19 protein-coding genes are annotated in these 22965 nt (G+C 72.5%); 12 read left to right on the top strand and 7 right to left on the bottom strand.

Translation table 11 applies throughout. From position 1 onward, the window contains the following. Window positions 1-4 precede the first annotated feature (4 nt). Both J2S59_RS19875 and secA read left to right on the top strand, forming a co-directional pair. Window positions 5-1192, top strand: a complete 1188-nt coding sequence (locus J2S59_RS19875) for a winged helix-turn-helix domain-containing protein (RefSeq protein ID WP_306825435.1) — start codon at window positions 5-7, stop codon at window positions 1190-1192. A gap of 237 nt (window positions 1193-1429) precedes the next feature. Beyond that, window positions 1430-4231: a preprotein translocase subunit SecA gene (gene secA, locus J2S59_RS19870; RefSeq protein WP_068124095.1), complete on the top strand. Its 2802-nt coding sequence runs from the start codon at window positions 1430-1432 to the stop codon at window positions 4229-4231. A 9-nt stretch (window positions 4232-4240) separates the two neighbouring features. Here secA and J2S59_RS19865 read toward each other — a convergent pair whose 3' ends face one another. Continuing rightward, the gene (locus J2S59_RS19865) at window positions 4241-4771 is read right to left on the bottom strand and encodes an Rv3235 family protein (protein ID WP_306825434.1); all 531 of its coding nucleotides are present in this window, start codon (window positions 4769-4771) and stop codon (window positions 4241-4243) included. Continuing rightward, window positions 4768-5409, bottom strand: a complete 642-nt coding sequence (locus J2S59_RS19860; RefSeq protein ID WP_068120826.1) for a LysM peptidoglycan-binding domain-containing protein — start codon at window positions 5407-5409, stop codon at window positions 4768-4770. Before J2S59_RS19860 ends, J2S59_RS19865 begins: the two co-directional genes overlap by 4 nt. 108 nt (window positions 5410-5517) lie before the next feature. On the opposite strand from J2S59_RS19860, the gene J2S59_RS19855 reads away from it, so the two are divergent. Beyond that, the gene (locus tag J2S59_RS19855) at window positions 5518-6093 is read left to right on the top strand and encodes a hypothetical protein (protein WP_068120825.1); all 576 of its coding nucleotides are present in this window, start codon (window positions 5518-5520) and stop codon (window positions 6091-6093) included. A gap of 14 nt (window positions 6094-6107) precedes the next feature. On the opposite strand, the gene J2S59_RS19850 is transcribed toward J2S59_RS19855, so the two are convergent. Next, on the bottom strand, window positions 6108-6359 hold the full coding sequence (locus tag J2S59_RS19850) for a helix-turn-helix domain-containing protein (protein WP_068120823.1): 252 nt from the start codon (window positions 6357-6359) through the stop codon (window positions 6108-6110). A 105-nt stretch (window positions 6360-6464) separates the two neighbouring features. On the opposite strand from J2S59_RS19850, the gene J2S59_RS19845 reads away from it, so the two are divergent. From J2S59_RS19845 to pruA, 5 genes are all read left to right on the top strand, one after another. Then, entirely contained in the window at window positions 6465-7112 is a 648-nt protein-coding gene (locus J2S59_RS19845) for a hypothetical protein (protein ID WP_181641962.1), read from the top strand. Continuing rightward, window positions 7112-8392 carry a CpaE/TadZ family protein gene (locus tag J2S59_RS19840; protein WP_068120819.1) on the top strand — a complete coding sequence of 427 codons (1281 nt, stop codon included), beginning with the start codon at window positions 7112-7114 and terminating at the stop codon, window positions 8390-8392. Before J2S59_RS19845 ends, J2S59_RS19840 begins: the two co-directional genes overlap by 1 nt. An 88-nt stretch (window positions 8393-8480) precedes the next feature. Then, complete coding sequence (locus tag J2S59_RS19835; protein WP_068120830.1) at window positions 8481-9935, top strand: WS/DGAT/MGAT family O-acyltransferase; 1455 nt, start codon at window positions 8481-8483, stop codon at window positions 9933-9935. Continuing rightward, a complete protein-coding gene (locus J2S59_RS19830) occupies window positions 9932-10438 on the top strand; it encodes a DUF6912 family protein (protein ID WP_068120817.1) in 507 nt (168 codons plus the stop codon). The genes J2S59_RS19835 and J2S59_RS19830 overlap by 4 nt, the downstream gene beginning before the upstream one ends. Window positions 10439-10492: 54 nt before the next feature. Then, on the top strand, window positions 10493-12121 hold the full coding sequence (gene pruA / locus J2S59_RS19825; protein WP_068120828.1) for an L-glutamate gamma-semialdehyde dehydrogenase: 1629 nt from the start codon (window positions 10493-10495) through the stop codon (window positions 12119-12121). Window positions 12122-12139: 18 nt separating this feature from the next. Here the strand turns inward: pruA and J2S59_RS19820 are convergent, their stop codons facing one another. Then, complete coding sequence (locus J2S59_RS19820; protein WP_068120815.1) at window positions 12140-12625, bottom strand: DUF2505 domain-containing protein; 486 nt, start codon at window positions 12623-12625, stop codon at window positions 12140-12142. 82 nt (window positions 12626-12707) lie between these two features. On the opposite strand from J2S59_RS19820, the gene J2S59_RS19815 reads away from it, so the two are divergent. Both J2S59_RS19815 and J2S59_RS19810 read left to right on the top strand, forming a co-directional pair. Continuing rightward, window positions 12708-13529: a tryptophan 2,3-dioxygenase gene (locus tag J2S59_RS19815; protein WP_306825433.1), complete on the top strand. Its 822-nt coding sequence runs from the start codon at window positions 12708-12710 to the stop codon at window positions 13527-13529. Window positions 13530-13562: 33 nt separating this feature from the next. After that, window positions 13563-18521 (top strand): NAD-glutamate dehydrogenase, encoded by a 4959-nt coding sequence (locus J2S59_RS19810; RefSeq protein WP_306825432.1) that lies wholly within the window; start codon window positions 13563-13565, stop codon window positions 18519-18521. Between the two features lie 88 nt (window positions 18522-18609). Here J2S59_RS19810 and J2S59_RS19805 read toward each other — a convergent pair whose 3' ends face one another. Both J2S59_RS19805 and J2S59_RS19800 read right to left on the bottom strand, forming a co-directional pair. Next, window positions 18610-19407 (bottom strand): enoyl-CoA hydratase/isomerase family protein, encoded by a 798-nt coding sequence (locus J2S59_RS19805; RefSeq protein ID WP_068118603.1) that lies wholly within the window; start codon window positions 19405-19407, stop codon window positions 18610-18612. Next, entirely contained in the window at window positions 19404-20255 is an 852-nt protein-coding gene (locus J2S59_RS19800; RefSeq protein WP_068118605.1) for a PaaX family transcriptional regulator, read from the bottom strand. Before J2S59_RS19800 ends, J2S59_RS19805 begins: the two co-directional genes overlap by 4 nt. Before the next feature lie 80 nt (window positions 20256-20335). Between J2S59_RS19800 and J2S59_RS19795 the strand changes: the two genes are divergently transcribed. Continuing rightward, a complete protein-coding gene (locus tag J2S59_RS19795; RefSeq protein WP_181641662.1) occupies window positions 20336-20503 on the top strand; it encodes a DUF3117 domain-containing protein in 168 nt (55 codons plus the stop codon). A 68-nt stretch (window positions 20504-20571) separates the two neighbouring features. Further along, window positions 20572-22134 (top strand): leucyl aminopeptidase family protein, encoded by a 1563-nt coding sequence (locus J2S59_RS19790; protein ID WP_068118607.1) that lies wholly within the window; start codon window positions 20572-20574, stop codon window positions 22132-22134. Window positions 22135-22152: 18 nt separating this feature from the next. Here the strand turns inward: J2S59_RS19790 and J2S59_RS19785 are convergent, their stop codons facing one another. Then, the gene (locus J2S59_RS19785) at window positions 22153-22740 is read right to left on the bottom strand and encodes an O-methyltransferase (protein WP_306441226.1); all 588 of its coding nucleotides are present in this window, start codon (window positions 22738-22740) and stop codon (window positions 22153-22155) included. Window positions 22741-22965 lie beyond the last annotated feature (225 nt).

The following is a 22965-nucleotide window of genomic DNA, read 5'->3' as shown; positions in this document are numbered from 1 at the left end:
TCCCGTGCAGCTGTCCTCCGCGCAGGCGCGCCGGGTCGCGCTGGCGGCCCAGGGGTTCGCCGACCGGCCGCACGAGCGCCCGACGATGCGCACGCTGCAGCGCACCGTCGCCCGGACCGGCGTCCTGCAGGTCGACTCGGTCAACGTCCTGCAGCGGGCGCACTACCTGCCGCTCTACTCACGCATGGGTCCCTACGAGGTCGACCTGCTGCATCGGGCGGCACAGAGCCGGCCCCGGCGGTTGGTGGAGTACTGGGCACACATGCAGGCGATCATGCCGGTCGAGCTGTGGCCGGTCATGCAGCACCGCATGGCCCGGCTGCGCGAGCAGCGGGGCAAGTGGTGGCGCACGACCTCCGACGAGCTGGCCGCCGCGGTGCTCGCACAGGTCCGGGACCGCGGACCCGTCACCGCGCGCGACCTCGACGACGGCGCCCCACGTGCGCGCGAGCACTGGGGCTGGAACTGGTCCGAGGCCCGTCAGGTGCTCGACTACCTCTACTCCGCCGGCGACGTGGCGATCGCCGGTCGCAACGCGCAGTTCGAGGTGATGTACGACCTCCCGGAGCGGGTGCTGCCGGCCGCCGTGCTGGCGATGCCCACCCCGTCGCGGGACGACGCCGCGCGCGAGCTCGTCCGGCGCGCGGCGCGCAGCCACGGCGTGGCCACCGTCGGCTGCCTGGCCGACTACTACCGCATGGGCAGGACGGCAGCGCGCACGGCAGTCGAGGAGCTCGTCGAGGCCGGCGAGCTGGTCCCGGCCACGATCGAGGGCTGGGACCGCCCGGCGTACGTGCACGTCGATGCCGCCCGGCCGCGCCGGATCGCCGCGCGCACCCTGCTCAGCCCCTTCGACCCCGTCGTGTGGGAGCGCGAGCGCACCGAGCGGCTCTTCGGCTTCCACTACCGGATCGAGATCTACGTCCCGGCGGCGCAGCGCCGCTACGGCTACTACGTCCTGCCGTTCTTGCTGGGCGACCGCCTCGTCGCGCGCGTCGACCTCAAGGCCGACCGGGCCGTCGGCGTACTGATCGTCCGGTCGGCCCACCGGGAGTCGCACGCGCCGGCCGAGACTGCCGAGGAGCTGGCCGCCGAGCTCGCCCGGATGGCCGGCTGGCTGGGACTCTCCGACATCGTGGTCGAGGACCGCGGCGACCTCGCCCCTGCCCTGGCGCAGGAGGTACGCCGATGAGCGCGGGGCGGGGCTCCAGCGGCGTACGCCACCCGATCTTCGGTCGGTTCTACCGCCGACTCGCCGCCGGGATGGAGGGGCGCACACCCCGGTGTCACCCCACGTGTCGGCGCGGCTGCGCGTGCGGTCCGTGGCGGGACCGGCGTGGTGACGTAGGTAGCATGATCCGCGGCCGGCTGTGTCCATCCGGTCGGCCCGTTCGCGAACCATCGACGCAGTACCCAGGAGTAGACGCTCGTGCCTGCCATCATCGACAAGATCCTCCGCATCGGCGAAGGCAAGATCCAGCGGCAGCTCGAGGGCATCGCCCGCGCGGTCAACGCCATCGAGGACGAGTTCGTCGACATGTCCGACGAGGACCTGCGCAACCAGACCGCGCTCTTCCGCGAGCGGCTCGCCGACGGCGAGACCCTCGACGACCTCATGATCGAGGCGTTCGCGGTCGTCCGCGAGGCGGCCAAGCGGGTGCTGGGGCAGCGGCACTACGACGTGCAGATCATGGGCGGCGCCGCGCTGCACCTCGGCAACATCGCCGAGATGAAGACCGGTGAGGGCAAGACGCTGGTCGCGACGCTGGCGGCGTACCTCAACGCGCTGGCCGGTGAGGGCGCCCACGTCGTCACGGTCAACGACTACCTCGCCCGCTACCACGCCGAGTGGATGGGCCGGGTCTACGGGTTCCTCGGCATGACCACCGGCAAGATCCTGTCGGACATGCGCCCCCACGAGCGGCGCGAGGCCTACAACTGTGACATCACCTACGGCACCAACAACGAGTTCGGCTTCGACTACCTGCGCGACAACATGGCCTCCTCGCTCGACGAGTGCGTCCAGCGCGGGCACTTCTTCGCCGTCGTCGACGAGGTCGACTCGATCCTCATCGACGAGGCGCGGACGCCGCTGATCATCTCCGGCCCGACGCAGGACGAGGTGCGCTGGTACGGCGAGTTCGCCAAGATCGCGCGCACGCTGACCAAGGACGTCGACTACGAGGTCGACGAGAAGAAGCGCACCGTCTCCATCCTCGAGCCCGGCATCACCAAGGTGGAGGACCACCTCGGCATCGAGAACCTCTACGACTCGGTCAACACCCCGCTGATCTCGTTCCTCAACAACTCGATCAAGGCCAAGGAGCTCTTCCGCAACGACAAGGAGTACGTCGTCATGAACGGCGAGGTCCTCATCGTCGACGAGCACACCGGGCGCATGCTGGCGGGCAGGCGCTACAACGAGGGTCTCCACCAGGCGATCGAGGCCAAGGAGGGCGTGCAGATCCGCGAGGAGTACCAGACCCTCGCCACCGTCACGCTGCAGAACTACTTCCGGCTCTACAAGAAGCTCTCCGGCATGACCGGTACGGCGATGACCGAGGCCGCGGAGTTCGACAAGATCTACAAGCTCGGCGTGGTGCCGATCCGCACCAACCGTCCGATGGCGCGCGTCGACCAGCCCGACCTCGTCTACCGCACCGAGATGGCGAAGTTCAACGCCGTCGTCGAGGACATCGCGGAGCGCCACCAGACCGGTCAGCCGATCCTCGTCGGCACGACGTCGGTCCAGAAGTCCGAGCTGCTCTCGACCATGCTGACGAAGCGCAACATCCCGCACACCGTCCTCAACGCCAAGCACCACGACGACGAGGCCAAGATCGTCGCCCTGGCCGGGCACAAGGGTGCGGTCACGGTCGCGACCAACATGGCCGGTCGCGGCACCGACATCATGCTCGGCGGATCGGTGGAGTTCCTCGCCGACCAGGAGCTGCGCAAGCGGGGTCTCGACCCGCTGGAGAACGCCGACGACTACAACGCCGCCTGGCCCGAGGCGCTCGAGCGGATCAGCGCGCAGGTGAAGGCCGAGCACGACGAGGTCAAGGCGCTGGGCGGTCTCTACGTGCTCGGCACCGAGCGCCACGAGTCGCGCCGCATCGACAACCAGCTGCGCGGTCGTTCGGGCCGGCAGGGTGACCCGGGGGAGTCGCGGTTCTACCTCTCCCTCGAGGACGACCTCATGCGGCTGTTCAAGTCCGACTGGGTGGACCGCGTCCTCACCACGCTCAAGGTGCCCGACGACGTGCCCATCGAGGCGAAGTCGGTGACGCGCTCGATCGCGTCGGCGCAGTCGCAGGTCGAGGCGCAGAACTTCGACTCCCGCAAGAACGTCCTCAAGTACGACGACGTGATGAACCGCCAGCGCGAGGTCATCTACGCCGAGCGGCGCGCGGTGCTCGAGGGTGCCGACCTGCAGACGCAGGTGCGCGGCATGATCGACGACGTCGTGGCGGGCTATGTGCAGGGCGCGACGCTCGACGCCGTGGACGAGTGGGACCTCGACGCACTCTGGACGGCGCTCAAGACGCTCTACCCGGTCACGCTGACCATCGAGAAGATCGAGGCCGAGGCCGGGGGCCGCAACGCGATCAGCCGCGACCAGCTGATCGAGGACCTCAAGGTCGACGCACAGCAGGCCTACGACCGGCGCGAGGCCGAGGTGGGCGCAGAGGTCATGCGCGAGCTCGAGCGGCGCGTCCTGCTCTCGGTGCTCGACCGCAAGTGGCGCGAGCACCTCTACGAGATGGACTACCTGCGCGAGGGCATCGGCCTGCGGGCGTACTCGCAGCGCGACCCGCTGGTGGAGTACCAGCGCGAGGGCTTCGACATGTTCGCCGCGATGATGGAGGGCATCAAGGAGGAGTCCGTCGGCTTCCTGTTCAACCTCGAGGTCCAGGTCGACCACGACCACGACCACGACCACGGGGACGAGGAGGGCGTGGAACACATCGAGGTCGACGACGCCGTCGACGCGCCGAGCTTCGTGGCCCCGGGCCTGACCGCGCCCAAGCAGCCGACCAACCTCACCTACACCGCTCCCAGCGAGGACGGCGAGGCGGAGGTGCAGCAGGCGCCGGCGCAGGCCGCGGCCGACGACCCGTTCGCGGGGGTCAGCCGCAACGCCGAGTGCCCCTGCGGCTCGGGCAAGAAGTTCAAGAAGTGCCACGGCGCGCCGGGCGGCCCCACTGGGCTGACCGCGCGGGTCAACTGAGCGACCGCCTCACCCGATCTCGAGGGCCACGCAGCGCCAGTGCCCACGGAAGCGCTCCAACCGGGCAGCCATGCACCGGGAGCGCTGTCCGTGGCGCACGTGGACGCTGACCTCGGCGATCTGGTCGTGCGGGCACATCACGTGCACGCTGCGCACCTGCGGGCGCACGCGCAAGGTCGGCACGCCGCCGATGCGGCGCAGCAGGTCGGCACGTCGCTGCAGCTGCGCGTAGACCTCCTCGTCGGTCCAGCGGATCAGCTGGGTCACCGACCGGTCGCCGCTGAGGACCTCCACCACCGCCTGGGCGAACCGCGCCGCCCACGGCTGGATGCGGGCAGGATCCTCGGTCGGTGCGACCAGCCGCAGCTCCGGGGTCTCGGGCAGCGGTAGGGGCAGCGGCGCGAGGTCGAGCGCGAGCGCGCCCTGGGTCGAGGCCATCGCCACCCGGCCGTCGGCGTCGACGGGTGGACGGTCGATCCGGGTGACGCTGGCGAGCGCGGCGGTGCGCGGACGTGGCGGGCGGGTGACGTGCGGGGTCATGACGGACCTTTCCGGGAGGGGGTGGAGGGGAAGCTCACGACGGTGCCGGGGTGGATGAGGTCGGGGTCGCGGCCGATCGCAGCGACGTTGGCGGCGTGGATGTGTCGCCAGCGGGTGTCGACCTCCGCAGGCGTCGCGCTCGGGCCGAGCTCGCCGGCGGCGATCGACCAGAGGCTGTCTCCGGGCCGGACCACGTGGCGACGACTCCGGTCGTCGGCGACCGGACGGCTCGGCAGCGGCAGACCGTGCAGGACGCTGACGGTCGAGACGGTGCGGCCCACGTCGGTACGGCTCTCCTGCGCGGTGGCCGGCGTGATCGCGAGCCCGAGCCCGCACGCGGCGGCGACCAGGGTCGCCACGCGTCCCGGGGTCCGCGACGGCGTACGCCGGATGGTCGGGTGCCGTAGCAGCGGGACGGTGGCGACCAGCACCAGCACGCACAGCCAGGCGACCGCCAGCACCACGAGGCCCGCACAGGCGGCCACCAACAGCTCGGCGAACCCGAGCGTGCCGACCTCGCTCGACCGTGCCGCGCCGCGGCGTACCGCCTGCACGCAACCCGCCAGGACGCCGAGCGTGGCGAGGGTGAGGAGCAGGGCGCGGACCCGCACCTGCCACGGTTCCCGAGAGTGGATCATGGCCAACCTTTGCGTTTGCGTGTGTTTGCATGTTGTACGCCGAGTTGGCTTCGGTCGTCAACGGGTGGCTGTGGACAACCCGGCCGTCGGCGCGGGAGGGTCGGAGCCATGGGCGGTGTGCACCGGGGCGGTGACCCCGACGGCCTCGGCGGGCTCTTCGAGGACCTCGAGCAGCAGGCCGAGGCGCTGGAGCTGGCCGAGCGCGAGGCCGAGGTCGCGGACCGTGCGCACACCGAGTACCGCGCCGTCGGACTGGTCGAGCGCCTGCAGGCGAGCGTGGGTGCCCGGGTGCGGCTCGAGGTGACCGGACCCGGCACGGTGGCCGGTCGGCTGACGCGCGTGGGCGCGGACTGTGCGTTCGTGACCGAGGAGTCGGACGCCCTGCGCGCGCGCAGCTGGGTGGTGGCGCTCGCCCACGTCACCGAGGTCGCCGGCGCCGTCGCCGGGGCGGTCGCGCCCGACGCTTGGCCCGTCACCGCCCGCCTGGGGTGGGCCGCCGCGCTGCGCCGGATCGCCGAGGATCAGCAGCCCTGCGTGCTCGTGCGCACCGATGCCCGGGTGGTCGCCACCCGGTTCACGCGCGTCGGTGCGGACTTCGTCGAGCACCTGCCCGACACCTCGCCCGACCGGACGCCGCTGCTCACCCCGCTCGCGGCGATCGCCGCGGTGCGGAGCGTGGGCTGATCAGTCGGTCCTCGTCAGTCCTCGTCGCTGCGTCCGGACTCCACGAACGGGTGCTCGTCGAGGAACGCGGAGGTCTCGTCGTACATCCGGGCGATGAACTCCTCCAGCACCGACGCCTCCACGCGCCACTGGCCCCGGCCACCGATCTTGATCGCCGGCAGCTCCTTGCGGCGCACGAGGGCGTAGACCTGCGCGCTGGAGGTGTTGAGGATCTCGGCGACGTCCGACAGCTGGAGGAACCGGGGTGAGCCTCCGGGTGCGTTCATGCGTCCCACTGTGCCACCGCGGACCGACGGATCGGTGCAGCAGGTGCCGTTTGCCTGTGGATGAAGGGCTATGGCTGGGAGCCGAAGACCGCCATCATGTCCCGCATGAGCGATCCCTCCTTCGCCCGTCGCGGCACCCGTCCGGGGTGGCGCGACCCCCGCATGGCGCTCGGCGTCCTCGTCCTGGCCGGCTCCGTGGTGCTGGGAGCCGTCGTGCTCGACCAGTCCGACGAGACCGTCCCGGTGTGGGCGATGACCGCCGACGTGGGCGTGGGGCAGGCGCTCGAGCCCGCTTCGCTGGAGCAACGCCGGATCCGCTTCGCCGACGCCGACCTGGCCGACCGCTATCTCTCCGCCGCCCAGGCTCCGCCCGAGGACGTCGTGCTGACCCGCGCGGTCGGGGCGGGGGAGCTGCTGCCCCGCGCTGCCCTCGGGACGGCCGACGACACCGTCGAGGTCGTGGAGGTGCCGGTGGCCGCTCCCGTCGAGGCGGTGCCGACGACGGTGCGCGCCGGGTCGGTCGTCGACGTGTGGGTGAGCCCGGAGGGCCGCGTCGAGCCGGGCGCAGACGGGGCCGAGCAGGTGCTCGACGACGTCACCGTGATCGCGGCACCGGCGGCAGCCGAGGGGTTCACTCCCAGCGGCACGCGGCAGCTGATCCTCGCCGTCCCCGCCGAGCAGGCGGACACCGCGCTGCCCCGTTTGCTCGCCGCCGTCGGTGGCACCGGCGTCGTGATCACCCGGGAGCCCTGATGGACCTCGCCGGACCCGGCAACCGGGTCGCGGTCGTGCTCGCGGCCGCCGGGGCGGCGTGGGAGTCCGCGGCTCTCGCCGCGCTGGGCCGCAGCCGCGACGCCGTCGTGCTCAAGCGGTGCGTCGACCTGCCCGACCTGCTCGCGACGGTCGAGACCGGCCGGGTCCGCGTCGCCGTGCTCGACGCCGACCTCGGCGGGGTCGACGCCGCCGCCGTGAGCGCCCTGCGGGCCCGCCGCGTGGTCCCCGCGGCGGTCACCGCCGACCCCGTTGCGGCCTCCCGGATGCGCGCCGTCGGCATCGACGTCGTCATCGACCCGGAGGAGACCGCCTGGGCGCAGGCCGTGAGCACGGCCGCCGCCGACGTCACCGACCCGGACCCGGCGGACGCCTGGCCCGCCGAGGCGCCGGCGGCACCCGAGCTGCCGGAGCACCCGGTAGTCGCCGTCTGGAGCCCGCCCGGCGCTCCCGGCCGGACGACCGTGGCGGTCGCCCTGGCGGCGTACGTCGCCCGGACCCGCGCGTGCGTCCTGGTCGACGCCGACCCGGTCGGCGGTGCGGTCGGGCAGCACCTCGCCGTCCTCGACGACGTGTCGGGCCTGCTCGCGGCGGCTCGCCTGGTCAACCAGGGCCAGCTGGACGACGAGCGGTTCGCGGCAGCCCTGCGCGCCGTCGAGCTGCGGACCCGCGGCGTCCTGGAGGTGCTGACCGGCCTGCCGCGACCCGACCGCTGGGCGGAGGTGCGCGAGGGCGTCGCCACCGACGTGCTCGACCGGGCCCGGCGGCGTGGTGTCGTGGTGGTCGACGCCGGTGTCCGCCTGGGCGTCGATCCTGAGAGACGCGCTCGGTCCCGTGACGACGTCACCCGTGAGGTCGTCGAGGCCGCCGACGTGAACCTCGTGGTCGCCGCGCCCGACGCGGTCGGGCTGGCGCGGCTCTCGCGCAGCCTCGTCGCCCACACCGAGCGCGGCCACACCGACCCCGGTCGGACCGGCACGCTGCACGTCGTGGTCAACCGCATGCGGCCCGGGGTCGGCTGGGGTGAGCACCAGGTGCGGGCCATGGTCGAAGGGTTCGTCGGTCCGGTGTCGTTGTCGTTCCTTCCCGACGACCAGGCCGGCGCCGACCGGGCGCTCGCCGAAGGACGTGCCGTGGGCGAGGCGGGCGAGGGTCCGCTGGCCGCCGCCGTCGCGGACCTCGCCGGGGCGCTCGGCCTGGTCGCCGGTCGACACCGGCCGGCGCGCCGGCGGCGCGAGCGCCGGCGGTTCGGCTCCGCGTGAGGCGGTCCCTGTCACAATCCCTGTCACAATCCCAGGTCTGGACACCCAGCCCCTCCCTGTCGCCCGGATCAGCAAGATCGGAGTCCGCATGCCCGAGCGCCTGCGCCCCAACGACGTGACGTTCCTCGGTGAGGAGACCGCGCACGCGCCGCTGCACAACGCGACGCTGGAGATCTTCGACGCCCTGGACGAGGCCGGGGAGCAGCGGTTCGGCTACGAGGCGCTCGTGTCGCTGATCGCCGACCGCATCGACTTCGTCCCCCGCTACCGCCAGCGCATCCGGCAGGTTCCTGGCCGGCTGGCGATGCCGGTCTGGGTCGACGAGGACGACTTCGACCTCGGCTACCACGTCCGCCGCTCGGCGCTGCCGCGGCCGGGCTCGATGGAGCAGCTGTGGGAGCTGGTGGCCCGGATCATGTCGCGGCGGCTGGACCCCCAGCGTCCGCTGTGGGAGCTCTACGTCGTCGAGGGGCTCGAGGGCGACCGGGTCGCGCTGCTGTCGAAGTCGCACCAGGCGCTGGTCGACGGGATCTCGACCGTCGACCTGCTGCAGGTGCTCCTCGACACCGATCCCGACCCGCGCGACGTGCCCTGCCAGCACTGGGAGCCCGAGCGCGAGCCGAGCAGCTCGGCGCTGTTGGTCGAGGCGCTGCGCGACTCGGTGCGCCGCCCCCGGGTGGTGCTCGACGGGGTGCGGGTCAACGCCGAGGCCGTGGGCCGCACCGCTCGCGGCGCGCTGGCCATGCTGGGGGAGCTCAGCGGCGCCGCGCGCCGGCCGCACCCGGAGACGCCGCTCGCCGCGGAGCTCTCCGCCCAGCGTCGGGTCCTGACGGTGAAGACCGACTTCGCCGCCCACCGGGCGGTCAAGGAGTTCCACCACGCGTCGATCAACGACGTCGTGCTCGCGACCGTGACCGGTGCGCTGCGGGCGTGGCTGATGACGCGAGGCGAGGCGGTCAACGCGGGGCGCTCGCTGCGGGCGATGGTGCCGATGAGCGTCATCGACGACGAGGCCGAGCCGACGTCCCTGGGCAGCCAGGTCGCCGGGCACCTGCTCGACCTGCCGGTCGGCGAGGCCAGCCCGGTGGTCCGGCTGCACCAGGTCTCCTATGCGTTCCGCGCCCACAAGGACACCGGCCGTGCGGTCAGCGCCGACAAGATCGCCGGGGTGTCCGGGTTCGCCCCCACGACCTTCCACGCGCTCGGCTCGCGGGTGGCCGTGGAGCACCGTCGCCGCAACTACGACCTCGTCGTGACCCACGTGCCAGGGCCACAGTTCCCGCTCTACGCGGCCGGCGCGCGGATGGTGGAGACCTACCCGGTGCCCCCGCTGCTCCCCGGGCGTGCGCTGGCGATCGGCGTGACGTCGTACGACGGCCTGGTCAGCTACGGCATCACCGCGGACCGGGACGCCATCTGGGACATCGAGGTCCTGGGCCAGTGCATCACCGAGGCGCTGGAGGAGCTGGTCGACAGCGCCAGCGAGACCCGCCAGCGGGCGCCGCGGGGCAGGGCCCGGCCTGGAGCGAAGGAGAAGTCATGACCACGCGCGTGTTCGTTCCCCTGACCCGGGGCGACCTCCAGGTCCTCGCCCGTGACGGGGTGCTGCCGCTGCCGGCCGGTGGGGTGCGTGCGGCGCACGCGTCGACCTCCGCGCTGCAGGCGTCCTGGCCCGACGGGGACGAGGAGGAGTGGGAGTACGCCGCCCTGCTCACCGCTGCCCAGGAGTCGCTGGAGCTGGTCGCCGCTGCGGGGGAGGACGCGGCGTCCGCCCGTCGGCGGGTCGCGGTGCTCGATGTCGCGGCCACGGTCGCCTCGCCCGACCCGGAGGCGCCGGAGACGGGCGTGGGGCTCCCCGAGCCGTTGCGCCTCGACGACGTCGACGCGTGGCACGTGGACGACGACGAGGCGGTCGCGACGGTCGCTGCCGCGGTCACGGCGATCCGGCAGGGCGCCGGCGACGACGATCTCATCGTGCGGCTCGAGGCCTGCCTCGACCACGACCTCGGGTGGTACGCCCCCCAGGAGCTCGACCAGCTGCTCTGAGGTCCGGGGGCGAAGGGCTTGGAGCAGCTGGCGCGCTCTGACACCATCGCCAGCATGGACGGACGCACGCGCACCCCGGCCCCGCTCAACGAGCCGAACCTCGACTACGCGCCGGGGAGTCCGGAGCGCGCCGCGCTGGAGGCCGAGATCGCGCGGCTGGAGGCGACCGAGCACGACTTCACCGCCACGATCGGCGGGGAGCGGCGCTCCGGCCGCGGTGCGGAGATCGCCGTGGTGCAGCCGCACGACCACCAGCACGTGCTCGGCACGCTGCGCAACAGCACCAAGGCCGACGCCCGCGCCGCGATCGCCGCGGCCGCCGACGCCGCGCCGGCGTGGCGGGACCTGCCCTTCGACGAGCGCGCCGCGGTGTTCCTGCGGGCAGCGGACCTGCTCGCCGGGCCGTGGCGCCAGCGGCTCAACGCCGCCACCGTGCTCGGGCAGTCGAAGACCGCCTGGCAGGCCGAGATCGACGCGGCCTGCGAGCTGATCGACTTCTGGCGCTTCAACGTCCACTTCGCCCACGAGCTCCTGCAGATCCAGCCCGTCGCCAACGCCCGCGGCGTGTGGAACCGCCTCGACCACCGGCCGCTCGAGGGGTTCGTCTATGCGGTCACCCCGTTCAACTTCACCGCGATCGCCGGCAACCTCCCGACGGCGCCCGCGCTGATGGGCAACACCGTGCTGTGGAAGCCCTCGCCGACCCAGCAGCTGGCGGCGCACCTCACGATGCAGCTGCTCGAGGAGGCGGGACTCCCGCCCGGTGTCATCAACCTGCTCCCCGGCGACGGGTTGGAGGTCTCCGAGGTCGCGCTCGCCCACCCCGACCTCGCCGGCATCCACTTCACCGGGTCCACGCCGACCTTCCAGCACCTGTGGCGCACGGTCGGCGACAACATCGCGTCGTACCGCACCTACCCGCGCGTCGTGGGCGAGACCGGCGGCAAGGACTTCGTGCTCGCCCACCCGTCCGCGGATCCCGACGTGCTGAAGGTGGCGCTCATCCGCGGGGCGTTCGAGTACCAGGGCCAGAAGTGCTCCGCCGCCTCCCGGGCCTACGTCCCGCGGTCGTTGTGGAAGGGCATGCGCGACGACTTCCTCGCCGAGGTCGAGTCGCTGAGCATGGGCGACCCGCGGGACCTCTCGCACTTCATGGGTGCCGTCATCGACGACCGCGCGTTCGCCAAGCACCGCAAGGCGATCGCGCGCGTCAAGCGATCCAAGACGCTGAGCCTCGTGGCCGGCGGGCAGACCGACGACTCCGTCGGGTGGTTCGTCCGCCCGACCGTCGTGGAGGGCACCGACCCCGGAGACGCCATGTTCTCCACCGAGTACTTCGGGCCGATCCTCGTCGTCCACGTGTACGACGACCGCGACTACGACACCGTCGTCGGCCAGCTCGAGGCGGTGGCGCCGTACGCCCTGACCGGTGCGGTGATCGCCCGGGACCGGCACGCGATCGCCGAGGCGAGCCACCGGCTGCGCTTCGCCGCCGGCAACTTCTACGTCAACGACAAGCCGACCGGTGCCGTGGTGGGCCAGCAGCCCTTCGGTGGCGGCCGGGCGTCGGGCACCAACGACAAGGCGGGCGCGCCGCAGAACCTGCTGCGCTGGGTGTCACCGCGCTCGATCAAGGAGACGTTCGTGCCGCCGACGACCCACCGCTACCCGCACATGGGCTGAGCGCGCCTCGGCCCGGGCTCAGGAACCGGCGAGCCAGGCCCGGCCGACGCGGTTCTCGGCGCGCAGGGCGGAGCCCAGGAGCTGCCCGATGAGCTTCTCCAGCTTGCCGCCGACGACGGGGATCGAGACCTTGACGTCGCCCTCGACGACCTCGCGGGTGCCCGACGCCGTCTCCTCGAGCCGGATGGTGCCGCTGAGCCGGCCGGGCTTGCCGGGGATCGTGACGAGCAGGTCGGCGGAGGTGGCGTCGTGCCAGGTCTCCTCCTGGACGATGTCGATGGTGCGGCCGACGATCTTCTGCGCGAAGGCGGGGATCTTGTCGGCCGGCTGCTGCTGCTCGACCCGCACCTGCATGCCCGCGCCGTCTCCGTGAGGGGTGATCGACACGGTGCGGGCCAACACGTGCTGGGCGTCGCAGACCTGAGCGCGGAAGTCCTCCTCGGCGAGCATCGCCCGCACCCGGGCGACGTCGGCGTCGTAGGTCAGCTCCTCACGGAACTTCATCGGCTGCTCCTCGTGGTCGGCACGGACGCCATCATGCCCGTCACGACCCCCGCCTGCGGCCCACCACGCCTACAGTGGCGCCATGGCCGAGCCCCGAGACGACCTGCACTTCGGCGAGCAGGGTGCGCGCCTGACCTACGGGTCCTACCTGCGCATCCCCGACCTGCTGGCGGCCCAGGTGCTCGAGTCCGACCCGCCGGTGCACGACGAGCTGCTCTTCATCACGATCCACCAGGCCTACGAGCTGTGGTTCAAGCAGCTGCTGCACGAGACGACCGCGGTCCGCGACGCGATGCTCGCCTGCACCCGCCCGGCGGCTGCGGACTCCCAGCTCTGGTGGGCGCTGCACCTGCTCGACCGGATCCACGTCATCGAGCGCCTGCTCGTCAACCAGGTCGACGTGCTGGAGACGATGACGCCGCAGGACTTCCTCGCCTTCCGCACCCACCTGGAGCCGGCGAGCGGGTTCCAGTCGGTGCAGTTCCGCGAGCTGGAGTTCCTCTCCGGCGCCAAGGACCCCGCGTTCCTCGAGCGGTTCCGCGGGCTGACCGACGACGAGAGGGCTCGCCTGGACCGGAGACTGGCCGAGCCGACCCTGTGGGACGCCTTCTGCCACGTGCTGACCGTGCACGACCTGCCGTGCGGCGACGACGCCGAGGTGCTGCAGTCACTGCGCACGGTCGCGCACGACCGGTCGTCGTACGCCGTGGTGTGGTCGCTGGCCGAGGGGTTGCTGCAGCACGACGAGCTTGCTGCGGCGTGGCGGGCACGTCACGTGGTCATGGTCGAGCGGATGATCGGCGCGAAGTCGGGCACCGGCGGCTCGTCGGGCGCGGCCTACCTGCGCACCCGCGTACCGATGCGCTACTTCCCGTTGCTGTGGGAGCTGCGCCAGCACCTGTGACCGGCTGATGTGACCGGGCTAACCTCGGGTCGCATGCGGACGACGTTGGACCAGGCCAAGGACGATCTCGTCGGGAGGGCTGTCGCACTGGCCGACGGGGCAGCAGACGGGGCGGCAGATGGGGCGCCTGACGGAGCGGGCGATCCGGGGGAGTGCGCGCGGCTGATCCAGTCCTTCTACCGCCACGTCGCGCCCGAGGACGTGGTCGGGCGCAGCGAGACGGACCTCTACGGCGCGGCCGTCTCCCATCAGCTGCTTGCCGCCGAACGCCCCCAGGGGCGACCGCTGCTGCGGGTGTTCACCCCGACGGTGGCCGAGCACGGGTGGTCGGCCCAGGGCCACACGGTGGTGGAGGTCGTCACCGACGACATGCCCTTCCTCGTGGACTCGGTGACGATGGATCTCACCGAGCGGGGTCACGACGTGCACGTCGTGGTCCACCCGCAGCTGCTCGTGCGCCGTGACGTCACGGGCAGGCTGGTCGACGTCGTGAGCGAGGAGGACGCCTCCCGGACGGCCGGCGGCACGGCTGCGGTGGCCGAGCGCGCAGCCGCGGCGGGCCACCACCTGCTGCGCGAGTCGTGGATGCACATCGAGATCGACCGGGAGAGCGATGCAGCCGACCTGGCCGAGATCGAGTCCTCGCTGCACAAGGTCCTCTCGGACGTGCGCGAGGCGGTCGAGGACTGGGAGCGCATGCGCGAGCGGGCGCTCGCGGTGGTCGAGGAGCTCGAGACCGCGCCGCCGCCGCTGCCGGCCGACGAGGTCGCCGAGGGAGCGGCCCTGCTGCGCTGGCTGGCCGACGACCACTTCACGTTCCTCGGCTACCGCGAGTACGCCCTCGACGAGGTCGATGGGGAGGAGGTGCTGCGTGCCGTCCCGGGCACGGGCTTCGGGATCCTGCGCTCCGACCCGGACCTCTCGGTGCCGCTGGCCGCACTTCCGGCCCTCGTGCGGGAGCGGGCGCGGGAGAAGGTCCTGCTGGTGCTGGCGAAGGCCAACTCCAAGGCGACCGTGCACCGTCCCGTCCATCTCGACTACGTCGGCGTCAAGACCTACGACGAGCACGGCGAGGTGGTCGGCGAGCGCCGGTTCCTGGGGTTGTTCTCGTCGGCGGCCTACACCGAGTCGTTGACGCGGATCCCGGTCATCCGCACCAAGGCGCGCGACGTGCTCGAGCGCGCCGGGTTCGCGCCGTCGAGCCACTCGGGCAAGGCGCTGATGGACGTCTTGGAGACCTATCCGCGCGACGAGCTCTTCCACACGCCGCTCGAGGAGCTCGTGCCGATCGCGATGCAGGTGCTCTACACCCGCGACCGCCGTCAGGTGCGGCTGTTCGTGCGCCCCGACACCTACGGGCGCTACTACTCCTGCCTCGTCTACCTCCCGCGTGACCGCTACACCACCACCGTCCGGGAGCGGATCGCGTCGATCCTGCAGCACGAGCTCGGTGGCGCCTCGGTCGACTACACCGCCCGGGTCACCGAGTCCCTCCTCGCTCGGCTGCACTTCGTCGTGCGGCTGCCCGAGGGCGCGGTGGCCGAGCCCGTGGAGGCCGAGCGGCTCGAGCAGCGACTCGCCGAGGCGGCGCGGTCGTGGCGCGACGACTTCGTCGCGGCGGTGTACGCCGAGCACGGCGAGGAGCGGGGTGCCCGGTTGGCCAAGGCCTGGGCCGATGCGTTCCCGGAGGCCTACAAGGAGGACTACGCCCCGCGCGCCGGGGCGGCCGACCTCGCGACGATCGAGGGCATCACGTGCGGTGACGACGGCACGGGTCTGGGGTTGTCCTTCCTCCAGCCGGTCGGAAGCGCGCGAGGCGATGCTCGGCTGAAGGTCTTCCGCATCGGACCGCCACTGTCGTTGAGCGTGATGCTGCCGATGTTGTCGAGCCTCGGGGTCGAGGTCGTCGACGAGCGGCCCTACCTGCTCGAGGGGCGTGCGGGTGACGGGTCGCCCCGGAAGGCCTGGATCTACGACTTCGGGCTGCGCTTCCCGGGACCGGTGCCGGACGGCGCGCGCGAGCTCGTGCAGGACGCGATCGCGGCGGTCTGGGAGGACCGCAACGAGGTCGACGGCTTCAACGCCCTGGTGCTCGCGGCCGGTCTGACCTGGCGGCAGGTCACGATGCTGCGCGCCTACGCGCAGTACCTGCGCCAGGCCGGCACGCCGTTCGCGGTGGACTCGATCGTGGGGGCGTTGCGCGGCAACGTCGACATCGCACGGCTGCTGGTGCAGCTGTTCGAGGCGCGCTTCGACCCCCGTGGTGGCGAGCTGGCCGCGGACGCCGAGTCCCGGGTCGCCCTCACCGACGACCTGCGGGCGCGGATCGACCGCGCGCTGGAGGAGGTCGTCAGCCTCGACCACGACCGGATCCTGCGGTCCTACCTCGACGTCCTCGCCGCGACGCTGCGCACCAACTACTTCCGTCCGATGGGCGACGAGCTCGGGGGCGCCCCGCGTCCCTACCTGGCGCTGAAGCTGCGTCCCTCCGCGATCCCCGGGCTGCCCGAGCCGCGACCGGCGTACGAGATCTTCGTGCACTCGCCACGCGTGGAGGGCGTCCACCTGCGTTTCGGGGCGGTGGCGCGCGGCGGCCTGCGCTGGTCGGACCGGCGCGACGACTTCCGCACCGAGGTCCTCGGGCTGGTCAAGGCGCAGATGGTGAAGAACGCCGTGATCGTGCCGGTCGGGGCGAAGGGTGGGTTCTACTGCAAGCAGCTGCCGGACCCGAGCGACCGCGACGCCTGGATGGCCGAGGGCAAGGCGTGCTACACGTCGTTCATCTCCGGGCTGCTCGACGTGACCGACAACCGCGTCGGCGGCGAGACGGTGCCGCCGCCCTTCGTCGTGCGTCACGACTCCGACGACTCCTACCTCGTGGTGGCGGCCGACAAGGGCACGGCGAGCTTCTCCGACCTCGCCAACGCCGTCGCCCAGGACTACGGGTTCTGGCTCGGTGACGCCTTCGCCTCGGGCGGGTCGGTCGGCTACGACCACAAGGGGATGGGCATCACCGCGCGCGGTGCGTGGGAGTCGGTGCGCCGGCACTTCCGCGAGCGCGGCGTCGACTGCCAGAGCGAGCCGTTCACCTGCGTCGGCATCGGCGACATGTCCGGCGACGTGTTCGGCAACGGGATGCTGCGCTCCGAGCACACCCGGCTGGTCGCGGCGTTCGACCACCGCGACATCTTCGTCGACCCGGATCCCGACCCCGCGACGTCGTACGCTGAACGCCGCCGGCTCTTCGAGACACCGCGCTCGTCCTGGCAGGACTACGACGTCAGCCTGATCTCCGAGGGCGGTGGGGTGTGGTCGCGTTCGGCGAAGTCGATCCCCGTGAGCGCGCAGATGCGCACGGCGCTCGGGCTGCCGGACGGGACCAGCTCGCTCGCCCCGACCGAGCTGATGCGCGCGATCCTGACCGCGCCCGTCGACCTGCTGTGGAACGGCGGCATCGGCACCTACGTCAAGGCCGAGCACGAGTCGCACGCCGACGCTGGCGACAAGGCCAACGACCCGATCCGGGTCAACGGTGGGGATCTGCGCTGCGCCATCGTGGGGGAGGGCGGCAACCTGGGCTTCACCCAGGCGGGCCGGATCGACTACGCCCGCACGGGCGGCAAGATCAACACCGACTTCATCGACAATTCCGCCGGCGTCGACACCTCCGACCACGAGGTCAACATCAAGATCCTCCTCGACCGGCTCGTCGCCGAGGGCGACCTCACCGGCAAGCAGCGCAACGAGCTGCTCGCGTCGATGACCGACGAGGTCGGCACGCTGGTGCTGGCCAACAACTACCAGCAGAACCTCGCGCTGGCGAACGCCCAGCGACACGCGCCGGCGCTGCTGCACGTGCACGAGGACTGGGTACGCCGACTCGAGCGCGGCGGTCGGCTCGACCGGGAGCTCGAGGGACTGCCGTCGTCGAAGGAGATCGCGCGCAGGCGCGACGCGGGGGAGGGTCTCACCACGCCCGAGCTCGCCGTGCTGCTGGCCTACACCAAGATCGTCCTGGCCGAGGAGCTGATCGACACGGCGCTGCCCGACGATCCGTTCCTGCGCAGCGAGCTCTACGGCTACTTCCCGCAGCCGATGCGCGCGGCTCATCGCGCCGCCATGGACGAGCACCCGCTGCGCCGCGAGATCGTGGTGACGCAGGTCGTCAACCAGCTCGTCAACGACGCGGGGATGACGTTCTTCCACCGGCTGTCGCTCGAGACCGGTGCCGGGGCCGAGGAGCTGGTGCGCGCCCACGTCGTCGCGCGCGAGATCTTCGGCGCCCGCAGCCTGGCGCAGCAGATCGCTGGCCAGGACCACCACGTCGACGCCGCGGTCCAGACCCACATGCGCGTCGAGCTGCGCACGCTGGTCGAGCGGGCCACCCGGTGGCTGGTCACCCACCGGCGCCCGCCGCTGGACCTGGAGGAGACCGTGAGCGCGTTCGAGGTCGTGGGTGAGCAGCTCGTCGCCGCGCTGCCCGAGCTGCTCAGCGGGCACGAGCACGAGCAGTTCGTGGCGCGCCGCGACGAGCTCACCGGTGTCGGTGTGCCCGACGACCTCGCGACCCACGTCGCGGTGCTACCGCCGGCCTACCAGGTCCTGGGGGTGCTCGACACCGCCGTGCGCGAGGGCCACGACCCGCTCGACGTCGCGCGGGTGCACTTCACGCTCGGCGAGCGGCTCGGCCTGCCCACGTTGGTGGGGCGGATCCTGGCGCTGCCCCGGGACGACCGGTGGCAGTCGATGGCGCGGGCGGCGCTGCGCGACGACCTGCACACCCTGCACGCTCAGCTGACGGCGCAGGTGCTGGCCCGCACCGACGGCAGCGCGGGCGCTGCTGCCCGCGTCGCGCAGTGGGAGGGCCAGGAGGCGGTCGTGGTGCAGCGGGCGGTCAGCACGCTGCAGGAGATCACGGCCGACGACGTCGCCGACCTCGCCCGGCTCTCGGTCGGGCTGCGGGTCACCCGCACGCTGCTCGCCGCCGGCTGAGTGCCCCAGTGCCGAACTTGCGACATCTGGCACCGCTTGGGTCGCTCAGGTGGTGCCAGATGTCGCAATTCGGAACCCAGCGCCGGCGTCAGCGCCCTTCGAACACCGGTGCCTGCTTGGTGACGAACGCCTCGACGGCGTGCTGGTGGTCGCGGGTGGCGCCGGTGAGGTTCATCAGCTCGGCCTCGCGGGCGAGCGCCTGCGGGATGTCGAGCGAGGCCGACTCGCGGACGGCGCGGCGGATGGCGCCGTACGCCACGGTGGGGCCGGCGGCGAAGCGGGCCGCCAGCTCGCCGACGGTGCTCTCGAGCTCCGCGGCCGCCACGACCTGGGTGGCGAGACCGAGCTCGAGGGCCTCGGCGGCGGGGACGGTGCGCGGCATGAGCAGCAGCTCCAGTGCCTTGGCCTGCCCGACGAGCCGGGGGAGGGTCCAGGAGGCGCCCGTGTCACACGACAGTGCGATGCCGGCGAACGCCAGGTTGAACCCCGCCGAGTCGGCGACGATGCGCAGGTCCGCCGCGAACGCCAGGCTCGCCCCCGCCCCGGCCGCGACACCGTTGACGGCCGCGATGACGGGCTTCGGCATCGTCAGCACCGTTTCCACGATGGGGTTGTAGTGCTCCTCGACGGTGGTGAACAGCTGCTCGCTTCCGGCCTCGTCCGCCAGGAGCCGCACGTGCTCCTTGAGATCCTGCCCGACACAGAACGCGCGCCCGGAACCGGTGAGCACGACGCAGCGCACGGCGTCGTCGCTCGCGGCGTCGGCGAGGGCGTCGCGCAGCGCTACCTTCGTGGCGATGTCGAGGCTGTTCATCGCCTCGGGTCGGTTCAGCCGGATCGTGCGTACGCCGTCGGCGGTCTCGACGAGGACGGGCTGATCGGTCACGGTTCCTCCGTTGCGGTGGCGGTGTGGGTGGGGGAGCTGATGGACGACACGAGGTCGTCACCGGGCGGGTCCAGGACGGAGTCCACGAACCGACGAGCGGCCGGCAGCAACCGGGCCGCCTCGTCCTCGAAGAGCCGCCGTGCGTCATGTCCGGGCCAGTCGGCCGGCAGCAGCGCCGGGGGGAGACCGGGGTCGGCGAAGAGGAACTTGCGCCACGAGTGCAGCAGCCGGGAGCGGACCGCGAAAGCTGCTTCGTCACCGTCGCCCACGCCACCGCCCCCGGCGCTCAGCAGGGCCCGCGCCTCGTCCTGCCAGGTCACGTAGTCGCGTGCCAGCGTCTCGAGATCCCACAGTCCGCGCACGGTCGCGAGGTCGCTGTCGGCGACCGTGGCCCGCAGCTGGACGCACGAGACGCCCTCGTCACCCAACACCCCCCGCACCTCCGACGAGGCGCGCGCCGCGATCCAGGTGCCGTCGGCCAGCGGTGCATAGCCGAGGAAGCCGAGGGCCCGGCGTACCCGGTCGCGGGCACCGCGTCCCGGGAAGCGGCCGAGCGTCACCACGTCCCAGGTGCCGTCCCAGTCCTCGGTCTCGCTGCGGTAGATCCGTGCGGCCGTCGCGACCAGCCGCTCGCGCGCCCGCTCGGTGACGGCGTACCCCGCCCCGGCCGGCAGCGCGACGGGCGTGAGCCAGCCCTGGCGCACCATCCGCGACACCGCCGTGCGCACCGCCGGAGCCGCCACGTCGAGGGGTGCGAGCAGGCGTACGAGTGCCGCCACCGGCGCCTGTCCGCCCCGGGCGAGCAGGTGATCGCCGTACAGGTCGAAGAGAGCGGACCGGGCATGCATGGGTCGAGTCTGCCGTAGATAGGGGATAATGGTCCCGCCGTGGTCGTTCACGGTGAGGACACGACGGAAGAGGGGTACGCATGGCGGCCATGAAGCCGCGGACGGGTGACGGTCCGCTCGAGGTGACCAAGGAGGGCCGGGGCCTGGTCATGAGGGTCCCGCTCGAGGGCGGTGGTCGTCTCGTCGTCGAGCTCAACGCCGAGGAAGCGTCGGCTCTGCACGAGGCTCTCGCGGGCGTCATCAGCTGATTTCCGCACTGACCCACACGTCCCCGGCAGCTCATCGAGCAGCCGGGGACGTGTCGTAGGGTCGGGGGGTGGCTTTTCCCTCCCAGGTCAACCCTCCGCAGATCGGGCTCCGCGAGGCTTCCCTGGTCGACCCGGACGCGCGCCGGGCGGTCGCCGGGACGTTGGCGGTGCCGGTCCTCCCTGCTGAGCCGGCCGACGCCGGCGACGAGTCCGGTACGCCGGTCCTCGGTCCCGGGACGGCGGTGGTGCTCGACCTGCTCACCGAGCACGGCATCACGGGCGACGACGTCTTCGCCGTGCTCGAGTCCGCCGGCGCGCGGGGTGCCGCCGGCGAGGTGACGGTGCTGCCGCTGCACCGCGGCGTGGTCGAGGAGGTGCTCCTCGTCGGCGTCGGAGCCCTCGCCCCGGCCGACCTGCGCAAGGCGGGTGCCGCGATCGCGCGCCGCACGCGCGACCGCGAGGCGGTGGCGACGTCGCTGCCCGCACTCGCCGACCCCGAGGGCTTCCGGGCGCTCGTCGACGGTCTGATCCTCGGCTCCTTCGGCTTCCACTGGCGCTCCGAGGGCCCCGAGCACCGGCCCGTGGGCCGGGTCGTGCTCACCGACGTCCCCGACGAGGCGGCGTACGTCGACCTGCTGGGCCGCGCGACGGCCGTCTCCGGCGCGGGGTGGTACTCGCGGATGCTCGCGCTGATGCCCTCGAACGTGAAGAACCCGCAGTGGCTGGCCGACCAGGCGGCCGAGGTCGCGGCTCGCACCGGCCTCGACCTGGAGGTCTGGGACGAGACCCGGCTGCGCGCCGAGGGCTTCGGAGGCATCGCGGGCGTCGGGCAGGCCTCCGACTCACCGCCCCGGTTGATCCGGCTCGGCTACACCCCGGCGGGCGCCGGCGCGACCTCCGACCTGCCCCACGTGGTGCTGGTCGGCAAGGGCATCACGTTCGACACCGGCGGTCTGTCGATCAAGCCAGCCGAGGCGATGGCCACCATGAAGCGCGACATGACCGGTGGTGGCGTCGTCCTCGCGGTGCTCAGTGCGCTGGCCGATCTCGGCTGCCCGGTCCGCGTGACCGGGCTGATCGCCGCGGCGGAGAACTCCATCAGCGGCTCCGCGCTGCGTCCCGGCGACGTCATCACCCACTACGGCGGGCGCACCAGCGAGGTCACCAACACCGACGCCGAGGGCCGACTGGTCATGGCCGACGCCCTGGCGTACGCCGCCGCGGAGCTCGCGCCGACGGTGCTCGTCGACGTCGCCACCTTGACCGGGGCGATGAAGGTGGCGCTCGGGCAGCGCACCGGGGGCATGTTCGCCAACGACGACGCACTCGCCGATCAGCTGCGCGCGGCCGGCGAGGTCGCCGGCGAGGTGCTGTGGCGGCTCCCGCTCGCCCAGGAGTACGCCGAGCTGCTCGACTCGCCGACCGCCGACGCCGACAACGCCCCGGGCGGACCCGGTGCGATCACCGCCGCGTTGTTCCTCGAGCCGTTCGCGGCAGGTCTGCCGTGGGCGCACCTCGACATCGCCTCGGTGGGGGACTCCCCGGTGGATGCGTTCGAGTGGACCTCCGGCGCGACCGGCTTCGGCGCGCGCCTCCTGCTGCGCTGGCTGGAGGACGCCGAGATCGGCTGATCGCCCGAGCCAGGCGGATCACTCCTCGGGCGACCAGACCTTCTTCGCCACCAGCAGGCCGTCGCCGACCGGCAGCAGCAGCGGCAGCAGGTCGTCGTGGTCGCGGACGGTGCGGCCGAGCTCGCGGATCGCGACCGTCTCCTCATCGCGCTGAGCGGGGTCGGCGACCCGGTCGTGCCACAGCGCGTTGTCGAAGATGACCAACCCGCCGGGACGCAGCAGGCGCAGCGCAGCGGCGAGGTAGTCGGCGTACTCGCGCTTGTCGCCGTCGCAGAAGACCAGGTCGTAGTGGCCGTCGGTCAGGCGGGGGAGCACGTCGAGGGCCGCACCCGGGATCAGTCGGAAGCGGTTGGAGGTGATGCCGGCCTCGGCGAAGGTCTGCTTGGCGAGACGCTGGTGCTCGGCCTCGGTGTCGACGGAGGTGAGGACGCCGTCGGCGCGCATGCCGCGCAGCAACCACAGCCCGGACACGCCGGTGCCGGTGCCGACCTCGACCACGGCGCGGGCCTCGGTGCAGGCGGCGAGGAAGCGCAGCGTGGCGCCGGCCCCGGTCCCGACGGGGACCACCCCGACCTCGTCGGCACGGGCTCGCGCGGCGACGAGCACCTCGTCCTCGCCGACGAAGTCCTCGGCGTAGGTCAGGCTCGCAGCGGTCAGCGGCGTCGTCGTGGGGATGGTCGTACCTCCGGCTCCGGGCGCTCGCGTCCGAGCGCGTCGAGGACGACCCTAAGCCACCGGCATGCTCGACGACGGGAACGGCGCGGGAACACCCCGGCCTCCCGGACCGTTGGGATTCTCGAGGGCTTCCTTCAGGGTGCTCTCAGTCCGACT

The organism is Nocardioides massiliensis (assembly GCF_030811215.1).
Lineage (GTDB): Bacteria > Actinomycetota > Actinomycetes > Propionibacteriales > Nocardioidaceae > Nocardioides_A > Nocardioides_A massiliensis.
This window is presented reverse-complemented; position numbering and strand designations above follow the sequence as displayed.